Genomic DNA, 19,805 nt, shown 5'->3' on the forward strand with positions numbered 1-19,805 from the left:
CTGCGCTTAGTTTGAAATTTGGCGATTGCTTTGCTTCGCTTTGCTCGCAATGACACTTATGTGCAAAATTTATACAATAAAATTTTCGGGTGCAGTATCCAAGTTTGTAGCAAGCTGGATTTGAAAATAAAATTTCTGCATAGTGCCTTGTAATGGGTAAAAAAGCATAACAAGCGAAGTTTAAAATTATTGCTAGATATTTTGCGCCCAAAGTCGTTATGAATTTTCGCTCAAATTTTCGCCCGAATTCCAGCCCAAGCTAGGCTTGAAAACTTTCGAATTTAAATTTAAATCATCTATTATTTTTAAAATTTCTAAAATCATTTTTTTATGCGTTCTGTAAATAATCGGGATTAGCGTCTGCGAGATATCAAAATCTATTTCGAAATTTTCCCGCCTATTGTTGATATAAAGATAGAGATTATCGCGGTAAAAAACGGCGTTTATCTCGCATTTCATCCGCTTAGCTAAATTTAAAAAATCCTCCATAAAACTATGCGATAAAATATAAAAGGCACTTATCTCATCGTCTGCATAAACATCGTATTGTTCGCTAAATTCGACATTATCGATATTTATCTTTTTCCCGTAGTTTCTCGTATATCCAGTGTCTTTGTTTTTTCGGATGATATAAACGCGAGAGTTAAAGAATTTATAAAATTTCGCGATAAAAACAATTCCTAAAAATAGGTGTTTGGCATAGACGCTTCTACCCGCGCTTCGAAGCACATAGTAATCGATATCGCTCATCCTAAAATAAACCCCATTATGCCTGCCATCTATAAAATCATCGCCCTTAAACCACCAAGTTTCTTGCGCTCTATTATAAAGATTTGGTTTGAAAAATTCCTTTTCGCCTATGGATGAGGTCGGGCGATATGCGAAATTTGGGTTTATGTCTTTTACGATTTTTTCTATAACGGCGTGTTTAAATTTGGGCTTTATATTCGATACATCCGAGTTTATTAAAGGATATAAAATAGAAAAAACGATAAGAAATATAGGCAAAACTAAAATTAATGTTCTAATAAATCCCAACTCATCAAAAAAATAGCCAAAAAGAAAAGTTAAAATAAAGCTAATAAAAATACTAAAATATAAAATATAACTTAGCTTTTTATTTATGCGCTGTCGCTCGAATTCGAGCTCTTGCATAGTCTCATAAGATATGCCGTTGTAATTATCCTTAGGTGGTTTATGCACTAAATTTCCTTAATCATCAAATCTTTTTAGAAGTGAGCCATAGCTATCAATTCGGCGATCGCGCAAGAACGGCCACCACCTACGCACATTTTCGCAACGCCGCATATCAATCTCCACGACCTCGCAAAGCTCGCTTTCGCTACCTGCGCGAAATAGCTCTTCGCCCTGCGCTCCAAAAACAAAGCTATTGCCCCAAAATTTAATCCCCTCTGCGCTCTCATCGCATGTTATCGCAGGCGCAGTATTTCCCAAAACTGCATTTGGCAAAATTTCGCTAAGTCCCGCACTCTCAAATCCCACGCGATTTACAGCGATCACAGGCAGTGAGTTTGCCACGCTATGGCCTCTTTGCACAGCAACCCACGCTTCTAACTGTCGCTCACGCTCTGAGCTTTCATCGCCCATAAACCAGCCAATCGCAGTCGGATAGATTAGCACCTGCGCCCCACGAAGCGCCATTGCGCGCGCAGCCTCAGGATACCACTGATCCCAGCACACCAGCACGCCGAGCCTTCCCACGCTCGTATCAATCGGCGCAAAGCCCATATCGCCGGGCGTGAAATAGAATTTTTCATAAAAATTCGGATCGTCTGGGATATGCATTTTGCGGTATTTGCCAAGCACTTTGCCGTCGTGCTCGAAAACCACAGCCGTGTTGTGATACAGCCCCGCACTCCTGCGCTCAAAAAGTGAAGCCACAAGCACTACGCCAAATTCTTTGGCGATACTGCCCCAAAATTTCACATCGTCTTCGAAATTCGCCGCATAGTCGAAATTTTCGGTGTTTTCGCGCTGACAAAAATAGTGAGTTTGGTGGAGTTCTTGAAGCACGATTAAATTCGCCCCTTTTTGCGCCGCCTTTGCGATAAGCTCCTTAGTGCGCGCTATCGTGGCTGATTTGGTGCCGTAAAATTTGTGTGAGATTAGTCCTACTTTTAAATTTTTCATTTTTTGCCTTTAAATTTTAAATTTTATCGCTAAATTTATTCATACACGAGCAGTGAAGCGAGCCGTTTTGGCGGATAAAAACCCGCGCATCTACGCCAACAACCTTGCGCCCCGGGCAAGCCAAAGAAAGACGAGAGAGCGCGATTTCGTCGTTTTTATCGCCATAAGTAGGCACGATAAGTCCTCCATTTACAAATACGAAATTCGCATAAGTCGCCCCCAAACGCCTATTTTCGTAAAAAATCGGCGCTGGAAGCGGAAGCTCGATAACCTCGAATCCATGTGCTAAAATCTGCTCTTTTAGCGAGCGCAGGGCAGGGTAGTGTATGTCGCTAGAATCATCGCATGAAGCCACGGCAACGAGATTTTCGCCCACAAATCTAGCCAGCGTGTCGATATGGCAGTCTGTATCATCGCCCTGAATAAATCCGCCTTTAAGCCAGATTATTTTTTTTAGCCCAAAAATTTCGCCTAGCTTTTGCTCTAAAATTTCTTTGCTAAGGGCGTTTCGGTTGTCATTTAGCAAGCACTCCTCAGTCGTCATTAGCACGCCAGCGCCATTAAATTCGACACTTCCGCCCTCTAAAATCAAATCGACATCGCGCAGCGCTTTGCCCCAAATTTCATAAAGCGTAGCATTTAGTGCGTTGTCCTTTTCACTCGCAAATTTCCCGCCCCAAGCGTTGAAGGTGAAATTTAGCGCCTCTACCTTGCCCTCATTTTCGACATCAATCGCGCCATAATCGCGTATCCAGGTGTCATTTGTAGGGATCTGCACGAAATTAACGGCGAATTTCTCGTCTATTTCGCCACACACTTTGTCGAATATTGCTCGTTTTGGTGCGATAGCTATGAGCGGCTGAAACTGCGCCACAGCGCGGATAAAGTGCGTATAAGCGCTACTAATCTCGCCCAGATACGGCGCCCAGTCGCTGTCCTCGTGAGGCAGTGAAACTAAAAGCGCGTTTTGATTTTCCCACTCTGCAAATGCTCTCATTTTCTCTCCAAAATTAAATTTGCGTTGAATTTTATGTAAAATTTAGCGTAAAATTTTACGCTAAATTTGTTAAAATTTCAAAAATTCCTCTTTGAAAATGCCTTTTAAATTTTCGTAAGGCACGATGATTTCGGGCTCGCCCATAGCATACGGCGCGATGAAATACGGCGCGAAGACAAACGCCACGCCCTCTTTGGCGAAATAAAATTCGCTTTTAAAAACGATATCTTCTGGCAGATTATCCACCCAAAATGTCTTGATAAACTCCGTAATATCGCGCTCTTGGCAGGCTTTGTCGCAGTTTGGCTGCGAGGCTATGATATCTGCGCGAAGCATATCCTTGTAACCCTTGAAAATCTCCTTGTATAGGGGCTCCACGCTAACCGCGCCGATTAGGACATTTGTAATGTCGATTTTTTTGTCTGCGGCTAAATCGTAGATGATATAGCTCGTGTGCTCCATGCCGTGCGCTCCGCCGGAATACGAGTATGAAAACTGCTTGATTTGGGCTAGGTTGCCGATTTGAGAGACAAAACTCTGCTCGGCGCTAAATTCGCTATGAAAGTCCAAATCGCCATTTTGAGCCATTTCTTTATCGGCTTGGGCTTTGGATTGTTCTACTAAACTTGTGGCGTATTTTTTCGCGTCCAAGCTTTTTAGCAAAAGCGCGCATCTCTCGTCGATACTCTCGCCCTCGCAAATCCCAAACAGGCGGTTTTTTAGTAAAATGTCTAAATTTTCGTTGCCGGTTTGAACTAGGGTGTAGCTGTGCGCATCGTCTGAATACAGCTCCTGGGACTGAGGGTTAATCTGCGCGTAAGAAAACAGCGCAAACAGCGCAATTGTGGCAAGTTTTTTCATTTTTTTCCTTTAAATTTACAAAATTTACGCCAACTTTTCTTTAATCAAATCCAAAATTTTATCCACGCTAACGCTTTGTTTTTCTAGGTTTTTGCGCTCGATAAACTCTACTTCACCATTAGCCAAGCCTTTGCCGACTAGCAGGGCGTATGGAAAGCCCATAAGCTCGTAATCGTTCATCTTAACGCCAAAGCGTTCGTTTCTATCATCAAGCAAAGCGTTAATGCCCAAATTTCGGCATTTCTCGTAAAGTTCGGTCGCAAAATTGACGATATTTTCATCTTTTGCATTTGAAATGATGATTTCTAGCGCAAAAGGCGATAGCTCTTTGCTCCACACGCAACCCTTCTCATCGTGGCTAGACTCGACTGCGACTGCGACTAGACGGCTCACGCCGATACCATAGCAACCCATGAAAAATGGCTGTGTTTTGCCGTTTTCGTCTAAAAATTTCGCCCCCATAGGGTCTGAGTATTTCTGTCCTAGCTGGAAAATGTGTCCTACTTCAATGCCCTTTGTAACGCGCAGTTCGCCCCCACAGCACGGGCATTTATCCCCAGCTTTGACTTCGGTTAAGTCTTTGAAGCGAGTTTTGTTAAAATTCGTAACCGCGCAACCGATTAAATGGTAGTTTTCTTCGTTTGCCCCAGCTATCATTTCGCGCTCGTTTTCAAGCTCAGCGTCTATGTAAAAATCAATATCTCTTGGCAGTCCAAATGGCCCGCAAAACCCTGGCACAAGCCCGGCTCCCCTAACTTCGCTCTCATCTGCGTCGATTAGTTCTAGCGCGCCACAAGCGTTTTGCGCCTTTGTCTCTTGCAAATCATCGTCGCCTCGCACGAAGAAAACCACGATTTTTGCGCTATCTTCGTAGATTGCTTTTTTCATCACGGCTTTGATTGTAAAAAATTTATCCACTTTGAAAAATTCAGCCACGCTCTCGATTGTTTTGGTGCCTGGCGTGTGAAATTTCATCATACCCTCGGTCTCTGGCGCTTCGCAAGGGGCTGTGCGTTTAGCGCGGTGCGCTGCTTCGATATTAGCAGCATAAGAGCAGTTGGCGCAAACCAAAATATCGTCCTCGCCGTTATCCGCTAAAACCATAAATTCCTTGCTTCCGCTTCCGCCGATTGCGCCACTATCGGCTTCGACGGCACGGAAATTTAGCCCAAGACGGGTGAAAATTTTGGTGTAAGTTTGCTCCATGAGATCAAATTCGCGCTTCAAATCAGCCTCGTTTGCATGGAAACTATATCCGTCTTTCATCGTAAATTCTCTACCGCGAAGTAACCCAAAGCGAGGTCTAGCTTCATCTCTAAATTTGGTGTTTATTTGGTAGATATGAAGCGGGAGTTGCTTGTAGCTGGTGATTTTATTGGCTACCATTAGCACGGCGCTTTCTTCGTTTGTCGGGCTTAGGACGAAGTCATTTTCTTTGCGGTCTTTTAGGCGCAAAAGCTCTTTGCCGTATTTGTTATACCTGCCACTTGCCTTCCACGCATCAGCTGGTGTAACCACGCTAAATGCGACTTCTTGCGCGCCTGCGTTATTCATCTCCTCGCGCACGATTTGCGTGATTTTGTTTAAAACCATTTTTCCTAACGGCATAAAATTATAAAGTCCGCTGCCTAACTGCTCGATAAATCCTGCCCTAAGCAAGAAAATATGGCTTGGCAAAATAGCGTCTTTTGGCGCTTCTTTAAATGTCGGTGCAAAAAGTTTGCTAAATTTCATTTTTATTCTCCATTGTTTTGCTATTTTCGTAGTCTAAAAATTTTTCGTAATTTTCTTTAAGGGCGAAAATTTCATTTAACGAATTTGTCGCGAAATCAATCTCGTCCTTGCTTTTTAAATTTTTCAAATTTGTCGTTGGCGTGTGCAAAAATGATTTGAAAACTTGGTGAATTAGCTTCCTGGCTTCTTCTTTGTCGCTGTTTTTTAAATAGCCCTTTTTGATAGCTTTTTCTAGCTCGATTTCGGCTATATCCCTGGCTTTGGCGCGTAGGGCCTTGATGAGTGGGGTGGCTGCTTTGGCGTTTTGGCTATCGAAAAACTCGCTGGTTTGCGCCCCAATGATCGCATAGGCGTTGTGGGCCTGCTCCTCGCGCAAGATTAGGTTGTTTTTGACGATTTCTTCTAAATCATCGACGCTATATACGACGATATCCTCGCTTTGGCTTAGCTCTATGTCGCGCGGGACGGCGATATCGAAAAAGTAGCGTTTGAAATTTTTGGCTTCAATGATTTCGTCGGTGATTATTGGCGTAGCGGAGCTTGTCGCGCTGAAAAATAGTCTATTGATATTGACATATTTTTTTAGGTTTTCAAGGCTATCAAATTTCACGCCTTCACCTAGGCTTTTGGCTAAATTTTCGGCATTTTTTAAATTTCGGTTTAAAATTGTAATCTTCGCGCCACTTGCGAGCAGGTGTTTGCACGCTAGCTCGCTCATTTCGCCAGCCCCGCACACTATGGCTTCCTCGCCTTGAAGCGAGCCTAGCTTTTCCTTTGCCATGGATACTGCCACGCTTGAAACAGATACTGGGTTTTTGGAAATTTCGGTTTTTGTGCGCACGCTAGCGGCGCATTTTAGCGAAGCGTCGATTGCGCTTTTGATATCCTCGCCTGTGTTGTTGTTTTCAAGCGCAAATTTATACGCATCTTTTAGCTGGCCTACGATTTGCGTTTCGCCGACAACTAGGCTATCAAGCGAGCTTGCGACCGAAAAAAGATGATGAATCGCGCCATCATCATCGTATAAATCAGCCCTAGTTTCTAGCTCATCTAGCCCCACGCCACTGACGCGAGATAGCGCAAGTAGGGTAAATTTCGACGCAGCCTCATAATCGCTTACACTAGCGAAAATTTCCACGCGGTTACAGGTATTTAGCACCATGCACTCTTTGATACTCGCGTTCGAGCACAAAAGTCGTAAAATTTCTTTTTTTCGCACATCGTTTGTGAAAGATAGCTTTTCACGCACTGTAATGTCTGTGTTTTTGTGAGTAAAACTCACACTCATATAAGCCATTAAAACTCCCTATTTATCATATTTTCAGCGATTTGTATAAGTTTTTCGTTTTTGAAATCTTTTATCGCTTCTATTGCGCTAGTGCCTAAAAATTTCGCTTCATTTATGCAACGCTCGATGATTTTATACTCGCTAAATTTTGCCCTAAGCCACGAAATTTCGTCCTCGTTTAGCTCTTTTTTGAAAAGTGATTTTAGTTTTTCTTTATCATTTTCGTCCAAATTCTCGTATAGATAAATATACGCTAGCGTAGTTTTTCCCTCTTTGAAATCCCCTAAATTTGGCTTTCCTAACACTTCGCTTGATTGCGTGATATCCAAAATATCATCGATTATTTGAAAGGCAAGGCCTAAATTTTTGCCATATTCGCCAAATTTTTCTACCTCCGCACCCTCGCCAAATTTCAAATACGCCGCACTTCTTGCCACTTCCTCGATGAAAACGGCGGTTTTGTAATAAATCATTTGGGTGTATTTTTGGGCGTCGGAGTTAAAATTTTGCGACATTTTTACATCCATCATTTCGCCGATTGCGAGTTTGGTGACAGCCGAGCTTAGCGAAGTAGCGATGAAAGCGGGAAATTTGCAAAGCTCGCTGTAAGCTTTGGAGTAGAGTATATCGCCGAGCATAACGGCGTTTTTAGAGCCCTGGGTTGCGTTGATTGAGGGCTTGCCGCGGCGCATTACGCTTTCGTCGATGACATCATCATGTAGCAGGCTAGCAGCCTGAATAAGCTCGGTAATAGCGCATAGTCTTAGGCTCTCTTCGCTCTCTCCGGCGATATTTAAAAGCAGTTTTGAGCGCAGTTTTTTGCCTGAACTAAGAGTCAAAAACATTTCGCTAGCCACGCTGTATCCGCAACTAGCGATGAAATTTTGCATAATTTGATCGATTTTGTCCATTATTTCTTTCTTTTTTGATAAAAAATTTAGCGATTATAGCAAAATTAAATTTAATCCAAGCTAGAATTTATCGATAATCTCCCACGCTTGCTCTGGCGTTTTTGCGTTTTTTACACCCTCTCTAAACTCGCCCATACCCCAGCTTACTTGCAGATACTGGATATTTGCCCTTTTGGCGGCAAATTCGTCCTTTTTGCTATCACCTAAAAAAATCGCCTTTTTAAATTTGCTATTTTTCAAAACTTCTAAAATCATAGCAGGATCTGGTTTGTGCGGCACTCTCTCGCTCTCGCCCACGATAAAGTCAAAAAACTCGCTTAGCCCCGTAAATTCGGCTATGCTAGCAAGGCTAGCTTGTGGGGCGTTTGAGGCTAGGGCGACGAAAAAGCCAGCATTTTTGCATTTTTTTAGCAAATCCAAAATCCCAGGATAGGGCAGGGCAAATTTGCGGTAATTCCCCATATACACAGCCATAAATTCAGCCCCTAACTCCGCGCTCACGCTCGCCCTGCCATATAGCGCGATAAAGGGGTTTTGCGCGGGATCGTTTATCACGCTCATTATGTAATCATGCTCCAAAGGTGCGAGGTTAAGGCGGTTTCTAGTGAAATTTATACTCTCGCAAATGGCCTTTTTGCTATCAAGTAGCGTGCCGTCCATATCAAAGATTATCGTTTTCATGCGCCTCGCCTTGCAAAAATTTTCTAATATCGCTCTCCCATTTTGGCGCAGCGGTTACTGCACTTTCGATGTAGCTTTTATCGAAAAATTTATCGATTCGCGAGGCGTCAAGGTTGTTTAAAACACTGATTTTAAAGTATCTTGTATAGCCTGCTACATCGAGCACTTCCCCGCTCGTGCCGATACAGACGAACATTTCGCACTCTTGCAGTGCCTCGTATAAATCAGCATAGTGTGGGGCTTGCTCGCCAAACATAACGATATTGTGGCGCATTTTAGGGCTCCCACATTTTCCGCAAATTTGCTCCTTAATTGGCGCGTAGCCGATGTTTTGGACATGTCCGCACGCCTCACAGCGAATTTCGGGCAAAAATCCGTGCAAATGAATTACACCCTCGCAACCTGCGCGTTCTAGCAGATCATCGACATTTTGGGTTTGCACGACGATTTTTTCTCCAAATTCTTTTTTTAATTTTGCGATTGTGTAGTGGGCTAAATTTGGCTCGCAACCCGCTAATTGCGCCCTGCGCTCATCGTAAAATTTAAGCACCTTCGCTCTATCTTTTAAAAACCCAGGCACCGAGCAAACCTCTGCCACGCTGTATTGCTCCCAAAGTCCGCCACTCTCCCTAAATGTGCGAAGCCCGCTAGCTGCACTCAGCCCAGCCCCGCTTAAAATCAATACTTTTTTCATTTTTTACTCCATAAATTTTATTTTTTTGTGGGGGCGGCGCTCAGAGTTGCGATGGCCACCCGCCCCCGCGCCCCCACCAGGCCGACGCTAGTAGTGGCGCGCTTTGCGCGCTAATTTTACTTTAAAATTCATCGTTAAATTTGCCCTTGTGCTTCTCTTTTTTGTAAGTTTTTGAATTTTTGAGTTTTTCTAGCAAATTTGCCTCTTTTATCAGTTCGTCTTTGCTCTTGTGCGCTAGGACCGATTTGACGAAGTTTTCGAGCGATTTCGTGTAGGGCTGATCTAAATAAACAGCTTCCACTTTTTTTAAAACTTCGTAGTTTTTTATCACGCGAATTTTAAATAAATTCTCGTCAAAATCATCTCGTTTCAAAATCGAAATTGCCGATTTTGCGAAGCGCTCTAAGGCGCGGATGTATTTGATACGATCGCTTTTTTCATTTATTTGGCTCAAATTTTATCCTTTGAAATCAAAAGTGCGATTATACCAAATTTAGCTTTATTTTTTATTTTGCATATTTTTCCTATATATTATTAAAACTATATTTTTTTCAAAACACTTTAAATAGGGAATTTATAAAATATATTTTCTCTATTGACTTGTTTGTAAATAAGTGTTATAATCTCTTTAAAATTTTAAATTTTAAGGAGGAAAGATGGCGGAATTTAACTTCGAAACACTAGCAACTCACGCAGGATACAGCTCTAAAGAGGGCTGTGGTTCTATGGCGGTGCCGATCTATCTAACCACAGCGTTTGACTTTGGCACGAGCGAGGAGGCGGCAGCTAGGTTTGCATTGCAAAGCCTTGGTCCCATTTATACGCGCTTAAATAACCCAACGGTCGATATTTTCGAGGCGCGCATTGCAGCCCTTGAAGGTGGCGTGGCGGCGATTGGCACTGCTAGCGGTCAAGCCGCTTCGTTTTATGCAGTCGCAAATGTCGCAAGTGCGGGCGATAATATCATCATGGCGCAAAAGGTCTATGGCGGAACTTCAAATTTAATGCTCCATACGCTTAAAAAATTTGGCATTGAGACGCGTATGTTTGACGCAGATAGCGCGGACGATTTAGAAAGCTTGATTGATGAGAAAACAAAGGCGATTTTCTTCGAAACGCTTTCAAATCCGCAAGTGGCAATTCCAAATTTTTATAAAATTATCGAAATTGCCGATAAATACGGCATTATCAGCATTGTGGATAACACAGTCGCCACGCCAGTGCTGTTTAATCCTATCAAAAAAGGCGCCGATATCGTCGTGCATAGTGCGAGCAAGTATATCAGCGGTCAAGGGCTAACCATCGCAGGTGCTGTCGTAAGCGGGGCTAGCACAAACAAAAAAATCCTAGCTAATCCAAGATATGCTGATTTCAACGAGCCTGATGAGAGCTATCATGGGCTAGTTTATACAGATTTGGTAGAAAATTTCGACATTTTCACGCTTCGAATTCGCCTTGGTTTGCTTCGCGATATCGGTGCGACGATGAGCCCATTTAGCGCGTGGCAGTTGATTCAGGGGCTTGAAACCCTAAGCGTGAGGGTTAAAGAACACTCTCGCAAAACGCAAAAAATCGCCGAATTTTTAGAATCTCACCCAGCGATAAAAAGCGTAAATTACCCAGGACTAAAAAGCTCGCCACTAAATAAATTTGTGAGCGAAAATTTCACCGAGGGGCTATGTAGCGGGCTTTTGTGCTTTGATGCTGGAAGCAGAAAAGTAGCCGATGATATCATGCGAGAGGTGAAAATTTTCGCCGTTGTCGTAAATATCGGCGATAGCAAATCCGTCATAACTCACCCAGCAAGTTCAACTCACTCGCAATCAAGCGACGAGGAACTTTTAAGCGCTGGGATTACTCCGGGGCTAATTAGGCTTAGCGTGGGGCTAGAAGACACTGACGATTTGATTAATGATCTTAAAAACGCAATCGAAAAAGCAACGAAATAAGGGGAATATATGGCACTTTTATCTACAAAAGGCGTTTATGGCTTAATGGCGATTTTAGAAATCGCCAAAGCTAGCGAAATTTCGCCGATTAGCATTAGCGAAATTTCAGATAGAATTTTGGTTTCAAAAAACTATTTGGAGCAGATTTTAAACGGCCTTAGAGGCGGCGGGTTGATTGAGAGTATAAAGGGCAAAAACGGCGGATATTATCTCTCGCGCGATATCGAGGATATCACATTTGCCGATGTTTTCAAGGCTATGGAGAAGGACTTTAAGCTTACGAATTTGAAGCTATTAAACCCAAATTTAGAGTTTTTTTTCAAAGAGTATGATGAAAAACTGCTAGAAATTTTCAACAAATCAATTAGCAAATTTGAAGAATACAAGGAAGAAAGCACTAAATTTTTAGATTTTAGTATTTGATTTGAGGCTGCGCACAGTTTCACAACGATAAAAAAAGGAAAAAAATGAAAATAGCAAACGATGTAACAGATCTAATCGGCAACACTCCGTTAGTTAGGATTAATACCTTTTCAAAAAACGCGACAATACTTGCAAAAGCTGAGTTTCTAAACCCAAGCCACTCAGTCAAAGACCGTATCGCGTGGAATATCATCAAGGTCGCCTTCGTGCAAAATCTCATCAACAAAGACACAATCCTAATCGAGCCAACCAGCGGAAATACAGGCGTAGGACTAGCCATGGTAGCTGCGAAAATGGGGCTAAAACTAATCCTAACAATGCCAAGTTCGATGAGTATCGAAAGACAAAAGCTAATCGCGGCTTTTGGTGCGAAAATCGTGCTCACAGATCCGCAATTTGGCATGAAGGGTGCCGTGGATAAGGCAAACGAACTAGCCGAGGAAAACCCAAATTCCTTTATCCCAAGCCAGTTTGACAACCCGGCTAACCCACAAGCCCACTATGAGAGCACTGGCCCTGAGATTTGGCGCGATACAGACGGCAAAGTCGATATCCTAGTCGCTGGATTTGGCACAGGAGGCACGCTAAGCGGGACAGCGAAATATCTCAAAGAGCAAAACCCTGATTTAAAGGTAATCGCGGTCGAGCCTGATTCGTCGCCATTAGCTAGTAGGGGGTGTGCTGGAAGTCACAAAATCCAAGGAATCGGCGCAAATTTCATACCGAAAAACCTAAATTTAGATATAATCGATGAGTATATCGCTGTCGCAAATGGCGCAGCTTTCGAGACTGCAAAGACTTTGGCGCAAAAAGAGGGCTTGCTAGTGGGCATTTCAAGCGGCGCAAATGTCTATGCGGCAAACATCGTCGCCAATCGCTTCGAAAATCGTGGCAAAATCATCGTAACCACGCTAAATGACACAGGCGAGAGATACCTTTCTACCGATTTATTCAAATAAAATTTAATTTCAAATTTGCGAATTTTATAATTCGCAAATTTGCTTTTTACTACGAAAAAATTCCAACGCTAAATTTGCTGTCATTGCGAGGCGACAAAGTCGCTGTGGCAATCTACGAGTTTAAAATTCCAAACGCTAAATTTGCGAAATTCATAAAATTTTAATAAATTCCGCCAAAACACTGCGCCGAAATTTTAAATTCCGTAGATTGCTTCGAATTTGCTACGCAAATTCTCGCAATGACACTAGCGAGCAAATTTGTTTAATTTGTCATTGCGAGGAGCGGAGCGACGAAGCAATCTACGAGTTTAAAATTCCAAACGCTAAATTTGCGAAATTGAAATTCCATAAATTTACACATTATTATCAAAATTTGCGCTAGAATTTGGCTAAATTTCATAAAAAGGAAAGTTATGAAAAAGCTTTTTGTTTTTTTATTTTTGTGCGCTTCTTTGTGGGGCAAAATCAACATAAACGACGCGACTAGATACGAGCTAATGACCATTGGCGGGCTTGATGCGGGCAGGGCGGACATGCTCATAAACTACCGCAAATCGCGCGAAATCACAGATGAAAATCAGCTAAAAAACATAACCGGTTTTGGCGGTTATGATACGACTAGGCTCGCGCAAAATTTTGATTTGCAAGCCCTGCCAAAGCCAGAGCCTGTCCCAGAACCTAAAAAAGAGAGCGAACAAAACATAATCATAATCCAACCAGAAAAAAAGGTCTATGTAAATCACCCGCCAAGATACCGCTACGAACAGAATTTCGGCAATGGTATCACTATCATAGAGGAGGGCAATCTACGACGCAGACCACTACCGCCACGCTACGAGGAGCACCGAGGGCGCCGCTTTGGCGCGCATGAGCAAAACAGAGTCGCCAAACCTGCGCCAGTGCCACAGCACCTAACCACACAAAGAGCTAAGAGCTCCCAAAATAACTGCGTCATGCGAAATGGAATTTGCATAAGTGGCGAAGTGCGTGCCAGAGGCGTGTGGAGATAGGCTATCTGGCTTAAATTTTAAAATCAAAGGGAAAAAATACGAAAAACAAGTCAGCACAAAATTTACAAAGGAAATTATTATATGAAAATTCATAAAAAGACCAAAATTCTACTTATTGCTTTATCGATTATTGCCATAGTTGGATTGCCGATTATTGGGTATTTGAATTTCATTGGTTATAGTTTTAGACATCATAAAATTTTAACCAAAGATGAGTTGTTGCAAATTTTTACACAAGATGAGTTTGAATTTAAAGTCTATATTATAGAAAGCTACAACCAAGAAAATCATGGCAACAAATTTTACGAGTTAGATAAAAATTTGGCTATGGACGAAATGATTTTGGAAATATCCGAAATCATAAATTCTCATATAGATGATAATGGGACTTTTGATTTACTTCAAGGAATATCAAATAATTTTGATATAAAAGACATAACACAAGAAATCGTAAATATAAACGAAAAAATTCCTTACTACAAAGAAGACGCTCAAATTATCGCCGACTATAACAAAGAAAGTCACGGGAATTGGGTTTATGCGGGATTTAGCAAGATTAATTATCCTGTTGGAAAAACTGTAATATTTGACGATATAAAGAATTTTTCGATTTACCCTTCCGACGCTTTTGAGATAAAAGAGTGTGAAATACCTACTAGTTTTGTTGGTAGATTGCTTGGTAAAAGTAAGTATTGTAGAAAAAAGAAAACTTTCGTATATATCGATAAATGCTACAAAACACCAGATGAACTTGTTTGTGCGGACAGTGATTTACAAGAAATAAAATCTGAAATAGAAAAATTTCGTGACGGACACAAAGGTGGCATTTCTAATGCTATTTGGATTTATGAAATTCCTATAAATAACGACGGAATTAATAAAAAGCAATGGCGGTGGCAATGGATAGGCAAATAGCTTATCTCGCTCAACAAATAATTAAAATTTAAAAAGGAATAAAAAATGTCAAATACAAACTTAAAAGAAAAAGAGTTAAATTTAGACAGCGACCAAGCCCAAAAATGTCTGCTTGACACGCAAAACATATAGGGGCTATGAGACGACCTGCGAAGATAGGCACCATTATTTTATATCGTTGTATAAAATCCGTTAATTTTCTCGTTTTAAAATTTTAGCTTCGACGATATGATAAATTTAAAGAGGGCAAATTTTAAACTGCATTTGAATAGATGGCTAAGGACACGAAATTTTGACATAATACGCTGATAAAATTACTTAAAAATAGAGTTACTAGTCTAAATTTATACCACAAGCCAAAATCGTTTTTAAGCTATTTTACGGATTTCAAGTCATTTAAATTTTAACTTTCCAAAATGCTACAAATTTTGCTAAATTTTCGGGGCAGTGTTACCAAAAAATAAGGGGCGAAATTTGCCTATTTTCTCGCCATAAAAACAGCGAAATTCGCCCATTTAAAGATAATTTCCACGCTGGCAAATCCGGCATTAAGCGCGAGTGTTTTGTTCTCGCTCTCGGTGTATGGTATGAGCACATTTTCGAGCGCTTTGCGCTTTTGGGCGATTTCGAACTTCGAATAGCCTTGATTTTCTTTGTAATTTTCGTAAATTTCAATCATATTTTTGCTAAGCGTTTTATCCTCATAAACGAGCTTTTCAGCGAAAATCAAAACCCCGTTTTTGCCCAAATTTTCATAAATTTTGCGCATAAATTCCGCCCGTTTTATCGGGCGAATAAACTGCAAAGTGTAGTTTAAAATCACGGCGTCAAAGCCCTTAAAATCGCACTCTAAGATATCTTCGCACGAAAATTTTATCTGCGCGCCAAAAGCAGCGGTTTTTGCCGCGGCGATTTCTAGCATTGCTTCGGAGTTATCCACGCCAAAAAGCGCCAAATCAGGGCGCATTTGATACAAGCTAAGCAAAATCCCAGCCGTCGAGCAGCCAAGGTCTATGGCTTTGGCACCATGAGCCAAAATCCGTGCCAAAAGCTCGCAAATAAGCTCGGAGCTTTGCTTATAAAACGGCACCGAGCGCGCGATCATATCGTCAAAGACGCTAGCGACGCTTTTGTCGAACTCAAACTGCTTTTTTATCGGCGTTTTGAAAATTTCATCTTTCATATTTGTTTCCTAAAATATCCCTAGCAAGGGTGATGTCGCTTGAAATTTGCGCTTTTAATTCGCCCAAATTTGCAAATTTTTTGTTTTCGCGGATAAATTTGATAAATTTCACGCTCGCACGCTTTGGCGTGAAATTTGCGCCAAACTCCCCTAAAATATGCGTTTCTATGGCGAAATTGCTATCCGTGCTGACCCTGTGCCCTATAAAAGATACGCTTTTGTAAATTTTGTTTTTTACCCTGCACAGCGTGGCATAAACGCCAAATTTTGGCATATAAAACTCGCTAGCATCTAGATTTAGCGTCGCAAACAGCTCCTTTGCGCCAAGCCCTTGACCGCTGATGACTTTGCCAGAGATTTCATACTCCCTCCCCAAAAACTTCGCCGCCTTCTCGCACTCACCAGCGTTTAAAAACTCCTTTATCAGCCTCGTATGCACGCCCACGCCGTCGATTTTATACTCGTCGATTATGAGCGTTTCACCGGCGAAATTCGCGCGCAAAAATTCTGCGTCGCTGGCTCTATTTTTGCCAAATTTAAAATCATTTCCGACTACGATTTTTTCTAAATTTGGAAAATTTGCGTTTAAAAGTGCGATAAATTCGGCTCCGCTTAAATTTTTCACCTTAGCTAAATCGCAGTAAAAAATCTCTTTTTCGCAAATTTGGCTAATTAGGCTAGGTGGCGTGAGTTTGGGCGCAGTATCGGCGATGACTATGATTATGCCACCATGCTCGCCAAGAGCGTCAAATAGCTTTTGATGAGCCCTGTGAAATCCGTCGAAATTGCCGATAGCAAGGGCTTTAATCTCGCTTTTTTTCGCTCCATTTAAATTTAGAAATTTCTCGTTTTCGCCAAATTTGGCTAGGATTGAAATTTCGCTAGGCTCACTCATTTTTGCTTCGTCCATACGATTTTTTGGGTGTCATAGCCACTTTCTTTGGCTTTGTTTAGGTAGATATTTTTGATGAGTTCGGGCATGGTTTTGGTGCGCGAAAGCATATAAAGCTCGCCTGTGTTTTCGCCAAAAACGAGCGCGTAGCTGTAATCCACATCGGTTTGAGCGACGCTAAATTTGGCATTTTTTATCATACCTTTGCGAACTAAATTTCCCTCGGATTTTTTGCCTACAAAGGCTAGTTCTTCGCTAGATAATTTGATTTTTCCGCTTTGGCTTTGGGCTGATTTTAGCATATTTATCGAGCCGTTTTTATCGACAAAAATCTCATAAGCTGTGTTTTCTAACTCGCCTGTAAAGCCCTTGATATGGGCTATCTCATACCAGCCGCCGCAAAATTTAGCTATGTCAAAATCCCGCGTGATAGGCGCGTTTGGCGAAATGCTTTTGGCACACGCCCCTAGGAAAAATATAGTTAAAGTTAAAATTAAAATTTGCTTAAATTTCATCTATTCTCCTTTTTTATAATGATAGAAAAACTCCTGATTTCCTTCTTTGCCTTTGATTTGACAAGGGAGTTTTTGTATCATTATAAGCCCCATTTTAGCGCAGTTTAACTCAAATTTCGCCATTGCTTGTTCGACTAGCTTTTCATTTTTTATGACACCTTTTTTATCTCGTTTTGCACCCACGCCGACCTCGAATTGCGGTTTGAAAAGCAAGATTATATCGCGCGAAGCAAGGCACAAAATGCTAGGCAAAATTTTCTCAATCCCGATAAAGCTCACATCGCAGGTGATTAGCTCAAAACTCGTTTGACTCTCAAACTCCCTGATATCGGTGTTTTCGCGCACGATTACACGCGGATCGTGGCGCAAGCTATCATCTAGCTGTGCGCTTCCCACATCGAGGGCTACGACCTCGCTTGCGCCGTATTTTAGCAAAATTTGCACAAATCCGCCCGTCGATGAGCCGATATCTAGGGCGCGCACGCCAGTGATATCAAGCGCGCACTCATCTAAAAATCCCTTTAATTTCAGCGCGCCACGGCTTACGAAAATCTCGTCTGTCGCGCTAATCTCGCCACTTTCTATTTCGGCTGATACCTTGCCTAAAATTTCGCCATTTAGCAAAATTTTGCCCTCTTTAATGAGATTTTGGGCTTTGTTTCGACTGATTTTTAGAGCCTGGGCCACGAAACTATCAAATCTCACGCGCCATTTCCTCAAACTCATCTTCGCTTAGCGTGCGCACGCCAAGGGCATTTGCCTTATCTAGCTTGCTTCCAGCCTCGCTTCCATAAATCACAAAATCGGTTTTGGCTGATACTGAGCCAGAAACCTTTGCGCCCATTTGCAAAAGGCGGTTTTTGATCTCGTCTCTGGGACGCGACATGGTGCCAGTAAGCACGATAGTCTTGCCTGTAAAGGCGGTTTGCGTGGTTTTGCTCTTAGAAATTTGTGGATTTATGATTGTGATTAAATTACGAATTTTTTCTCTGTTTTCGGCGCAAAATTCGCAAAAACTCTTCGCCATAGCCTCTCCAAAATTTTCTAAATTTAGCACCTCTTCATAGCTAGCGTCTAGCCATTTCTCGCCAAAACTCTCGGCGATTTTGCGCGCTGCGACCTCGCCTATATGCTCGATACCAAGCCCGCTGATGAAGCGATAAAGCTGTGCGCCCTTGCTCGAATTTATAGCGTTTAAGAGATTTGAAATTTTTTTATCTTTAAAGCCTTCAAGCCCCGCAAAATCAGCTTCGCTAAGCGCGTAAATATCGGCGATTTCGTTAATTTTGCCAAGGCTATGAAGCAAGCTAATCGTAGCCTCGCTTAGCCCTTCGATATTCATACATTTTTTCGAGCAAAAATAGATCAAAGCCCCTACAATCCGTGCTTTGCAACTCAAATTTTGACATTTTATCAAAGCACCCTCATCTAGCAGGCCACCGCCACATACAGGACATGCACTAGGGCGAGTTATGGGCGTTTGCGAGCCGTCTCTGCGCCCAGCAAAGACGCTTGTGATTTTTGGGATTACATCGCCGCTTCGTATAATTCCCACAAAATCGTTTTTCATCAGCCCCAAGCGCTCGATTTCATCGAAATTATGAAGCGTAGCGTTGCTGACATTTGCCCCGTCGATATTGACGCTTTCGACCACCGCCACAGGGGTGATTGCGCCCGTTCTGCCTACTTGCAAAACAATGTCTTTTAGCCTTGTAACCTTTTCGATAGCTGGGAATTTATACGCTACCATGAAACGCGGAAATTTCACGGTGTATCCCAGCAAATCGCACTTTGCGACATCATTTATGCGAAGCACCATGCCATCAAGCATCAAATCTTTTTTCTCGCGCAGGGCGTGCAAATCCTCGTAAGCCTTGCGGATTTCATTTGCACTCGCGCAAATTCGCCTAAAATCGTCCCTCTTAAAGCCAAGACTTCGCACGAACTCCATAATCTCGCTATGTCGCGTGAAATTTAATTTATTTTCGCCCACGCCCCAAGGTATGAATTGAAGTTTTCGCCTTGCTACGACCGCGCTATCTAGCTGGCGAAGGCTTCCAGCTGCGGCGTTGCGCGGGTTTGAAAACAGCGCTTCGCCATTTTGCGCGCGTTCGTCGTTTAGAGCGTCAAAATCGCTTTTAGCAATCAAAACTTCGCCACGAATTTCGATTTTTTCGTTATATGGGATTTGAAGTGGGATAGATTTTATCGCTCTTGCATTGGCGGTTACATTTTCGCCGATTTTGCCGTCCCCGCGTGTGGCAGCCGAGATTAAAATGCCGTCTTCGTAGGTCAAATTTAGGCTCGCTCCGTCAAATTTCGGCTCGACATAAAAATCTAAATTTGCCTTTTCTCCACGCCCAAGCCACGCCACAAGCTCGCCGTCGTTAAAAATATCCTCCATAGACCACATTTGCGCGCCGTGAGAAAGCTTTTCGAAACCCTCGCTAAGCTCACCTCCGATACGCAAAGTAGGGGAGTATGGCAAAATTCGCTCTGGGTGGGCGCGCTCGAAGATTTCGACCTTGCTATATAGCGTGTCGTATTCTTCGTCGCTAGCGATTGGATTATCCTGCGTGTAATACGCTCTCGCCCATAAATTCAGGGTTTGGACGGCATTTTTGTATTCGTTAAAATCCATT

Annotated in this window: 20 protein-coding genes; 5 read left to right on the plus strand and 15 right to left on the minus strand. The window is 42.3% G+C overall.

Features of this window, described 5'->3' with window-relative positions; translation table 11 throughout:
• Positions 1-216: 216 nt before the first annotated feature.
• The 10 genes from PF027_RS03765 to PF027_RS03810 form a co-directional block, all read right to left on the minus strand.
• Positions 217-1,203: a DUF3137 domain-containing protein gene (locus tag PF027_RS03765; RefSeq protein WP_270871901.1), complete on the minus strand. Its 987-nt coding sequence runs from the start codon at positions 1,201-1,203 to the stop codon at positions 217-219.
• A 9-nt stretch (positions 1,204-1,212) separates the two neighbouring features.
• The gene (locus PF027_RS03770; protein ID WP_270871900.1) at positions 1,213-2,151 is read right to left on the minus strand and encodes a carbon-nitrogen hydrolase; all 939 of its coding nucleotides are present in this window, start codon (positions 2,149-2,151) and stop codon (positions 1,213-1,215) included.
• Positions 2,152-2,167: 16 nt separating this feature from the next.
• Positions 2,168-3,148 (minus strand): agmatine deiminase family protein, encoded by a 981-nt coding sequence (locus PF027_RS03775; RefSeq protein ID WP_270871899.1) that lies wholly within the window; start codon positions 3,146-3,148, stop codon positions 2,168-2,170.
• Positions 3,149-3,217: 69 nt separating this feature from the next.
• Positions 3,218-4,009, minus strand: coding sequence for a DUF3298 and DUF4163 domain-containing protein (locus PF027_RS03780; protein WP_270871898.1), 792 nt, complete (start codon positions 4,007-4,009; stop codon positions 3,218-3,220).
• Between the two features lie 24 nt (positions 4,010-4,033).
• On the minus strand, positions 4,034-5,743 hold the full coding sequence (locus tag PF027_RS03785; RefSeq protein WP_270876219.1) for a proline--tRNA ligase: 1,710 nt from the start codon (positions 5,741-5,743) through the stop codon (positions 4,034-4,036).
• Positions 5,733-7,040 carry a glutamyl-tRNA reductase gene (gene hemA / locus PF027_RS03790; RefSeq protein WP_270858945.1) on the minus strand — a complete coding sequence of 436 codons (1,308 nt, stop codon included), beginning with the start codon at positions 7,038-7,040 and terminating at the stop codon, positions 5,733-5,735. Before hemA ends, PF027_RS03785 begins: the two co-directional genes overlap by 11 nt.
• Entirely contained in the window at positions 7,040-7,942 is a 903-nt protein-coding gene (locus tag PF027_RS03795; protein ID WP_270876218.1) for a polyprenyl synthetase family protein, read from the minus strand. The genes hemA and PF027_RS03795 overlap by 1 nt, the downstream gene beginning before the upstream one ends.
• A 60-nt stretch (positions 7,943-8,002) precedes the next feature.
• Complete coding sequence (locus tag PF027_RS03800; RefSeq protein WP_270876217.1) at positions 8,003-8,623, minus strand: HAD family hydrolase; 621 nt, start codon at positions 8,621-8,623, stop codon at positions 8,003-8,005.
• Positions 8,604-9,317 carry an SIR2 family NAD-dependent protein deacylase gene (locus PF027_RS03805; protein ID WP_270871895.1) on the minus strand — a complete coding sequence of 238 codons (714 nt, stop codon included), beginning with the start codon at positions 9,315-9,317 and terminating at the stop codon, positions 8,604-8,606. The genes PF027_RS03800 and PF027_RS03805 overlap by 20 nt, the downstream gene beginning before the upstream one ends.
• Positions 9,318-9,438: 121 nt before the next feature.
• On the minus strand, positions 9,439-9,771 hold the full coding sequence (locus PF027_RS03810) for a hypothetical protein (RefSeq protein WP_270871894.1): 333 nt from the start codon (positions 9,769-9,771) through the stop codon (positions 9,439-9,441).
• Positions 9,772-9,973: 202 nt separating this feature from the next.
• On the opposite strand from PF027_RS03810, the gene PF027_RS03815 reads away from it, so the two are divergent.
• From PF027_RS03815 to PF027_RS03835, 5 genes are all read left to right on the plus strand, one after another.
• On the plus strand, positions 9,974-11,266 hold the full coding sequence (locus PF027_RS03815) for an O-acetylhomoserine aminocarboxypropyltransferase/cysteine synthase family protein (RefSeq protein WP_270871893.1): 1,293 nt from the start codon (positions 9,974-9,976) through the stop codon (positions 11,264-11,266).
• A 9-nt stretch (positions 11,267-11,275) separates the two neighbouring features.
• On the plus strand, positions 11,276-11,689 hold the full coding sequence (locus tag PF027_RS03820; protein ID WP_270858939.1) for an RrF2 family transcriptional regulator: 414 nt from the start codon (positions 11,276-11,278) through the stop codon (positions 11,687-11,689).
• A gap of 44 nt (positions 11,690-11,733) precedes the next feature.
• Positions 11,734-12,648 carry a cysteine synthase A gene (gene cysK / locus PF027_RS03825; RefSeq protein WP_270861765.1) on the plus strand — a complete coding sequence of 305 codons (915 nt, stop codon included), beginning with the start codon at positions 11,734-11,736 and terminating at the stop codon, positions 12,646-12,648.
• Between the two features lie 413 nt (positions 12,649-13,061).
• On the plus strand, positions 13,062-13,658 hold the full coding sequence (locus PF027_RS03830; protein WP_270877365.1) for a hypothetical protein: 597 nt from the start codon (positions 13,062-13,064) through the stop codon (positions 13,656-13,658).
• Between the two features lie 81 nt (positions 13,659-13,739).
• On the plus strand, positions 13,740-14,573 hold the full coding sequence (locus PF027_RS03835; RefSeq protein WP_270871891.1) for a hypothetical protein: 834 nt from the start codon (positions 13,740-13,742) through the stop codon (positions 14,571-14,573).
• Positions 14,574-15,051: 478 nt separating this feature from the next.
• Here PF027_RS03835 and cmoA read toward each other — a convergent pair whose 3' ends face one another.
• Genes cmoA through ligA form a run of 5 tightly spaced genes read right to left on the minus strand, consistent with a single transcriptional unit; the run spans position 15,052 to position 19,804 of the window.
• Positions 15,052-15,756: a carboxy-S-adenosyl-L-methionine synthase CmoA gene (gene cmoA, locus PF027_RS03840; protein WP_270871890.1), complete on the minus strand. Its 705-nt coding sequence runs from the start codon at positions 15,754-15,756 to the stop codon at positions 15,052-15,054.
• A complete protein-coding gene (locus PF027_RS03845; protein WP_270870776.1) occupies positions 15,746-16,666 on the minus strand; it encodes a bifunctional riboflavin kinase/FAD synthetase in 921 nt (306 codons plus the stop codon). Before PF027_RS03845 ends, cmoA begins: the two co-directional genes overlap by 11 nt.
• Positions 16,648-17,163, minus strand: a complete 516-nt coding sequence (locus PF027_RS03850) for a lipocalin family protein (protein ID WP_270858934.1) — start codon at positions 17,161-17,163, stop codon at positions 16,648-16,650. Before PF027_RS03850 ends, PF027_RS03845 begins: the two co-directional genes overlap by 19 nt.
• Complete coding sequence (gene tlyA, locus PF027_RS03855; protein ID WP_270870775.1) at positions 17,164-17,868, minus strand: 23S rRNA (cytidine-2'-O)-methyltransferase TlyA; 705 nt, start codon at positions 17,866-17,868, stop codon at positions 17,164-17,166.
• A complete protein-coding gene (ligA, locus tag PF027_RS03860) occupies positions 17,858-19,804 on the minus strand; it encodes an NAD-dependent DNA ligase LigA (RefSeq protein WP_270871889.1) in 1,947 nt (648 codons plus the stop codon). Before ligA ends, tlyA begins: the two co-directional genes overlap by 11 nt.
• Between the last annotated feature and the right edge of the window lies 1 nt (position 19,805).

Source organism: Campylobacter sp. VBCF_01 NA2 (assembly GCF_027797205.1).
Lineage (GTDB): Bacteria > Campylobacterota > Campylobacteria > Campylobacterales > Campylobacteraceae > Campylobacter_B.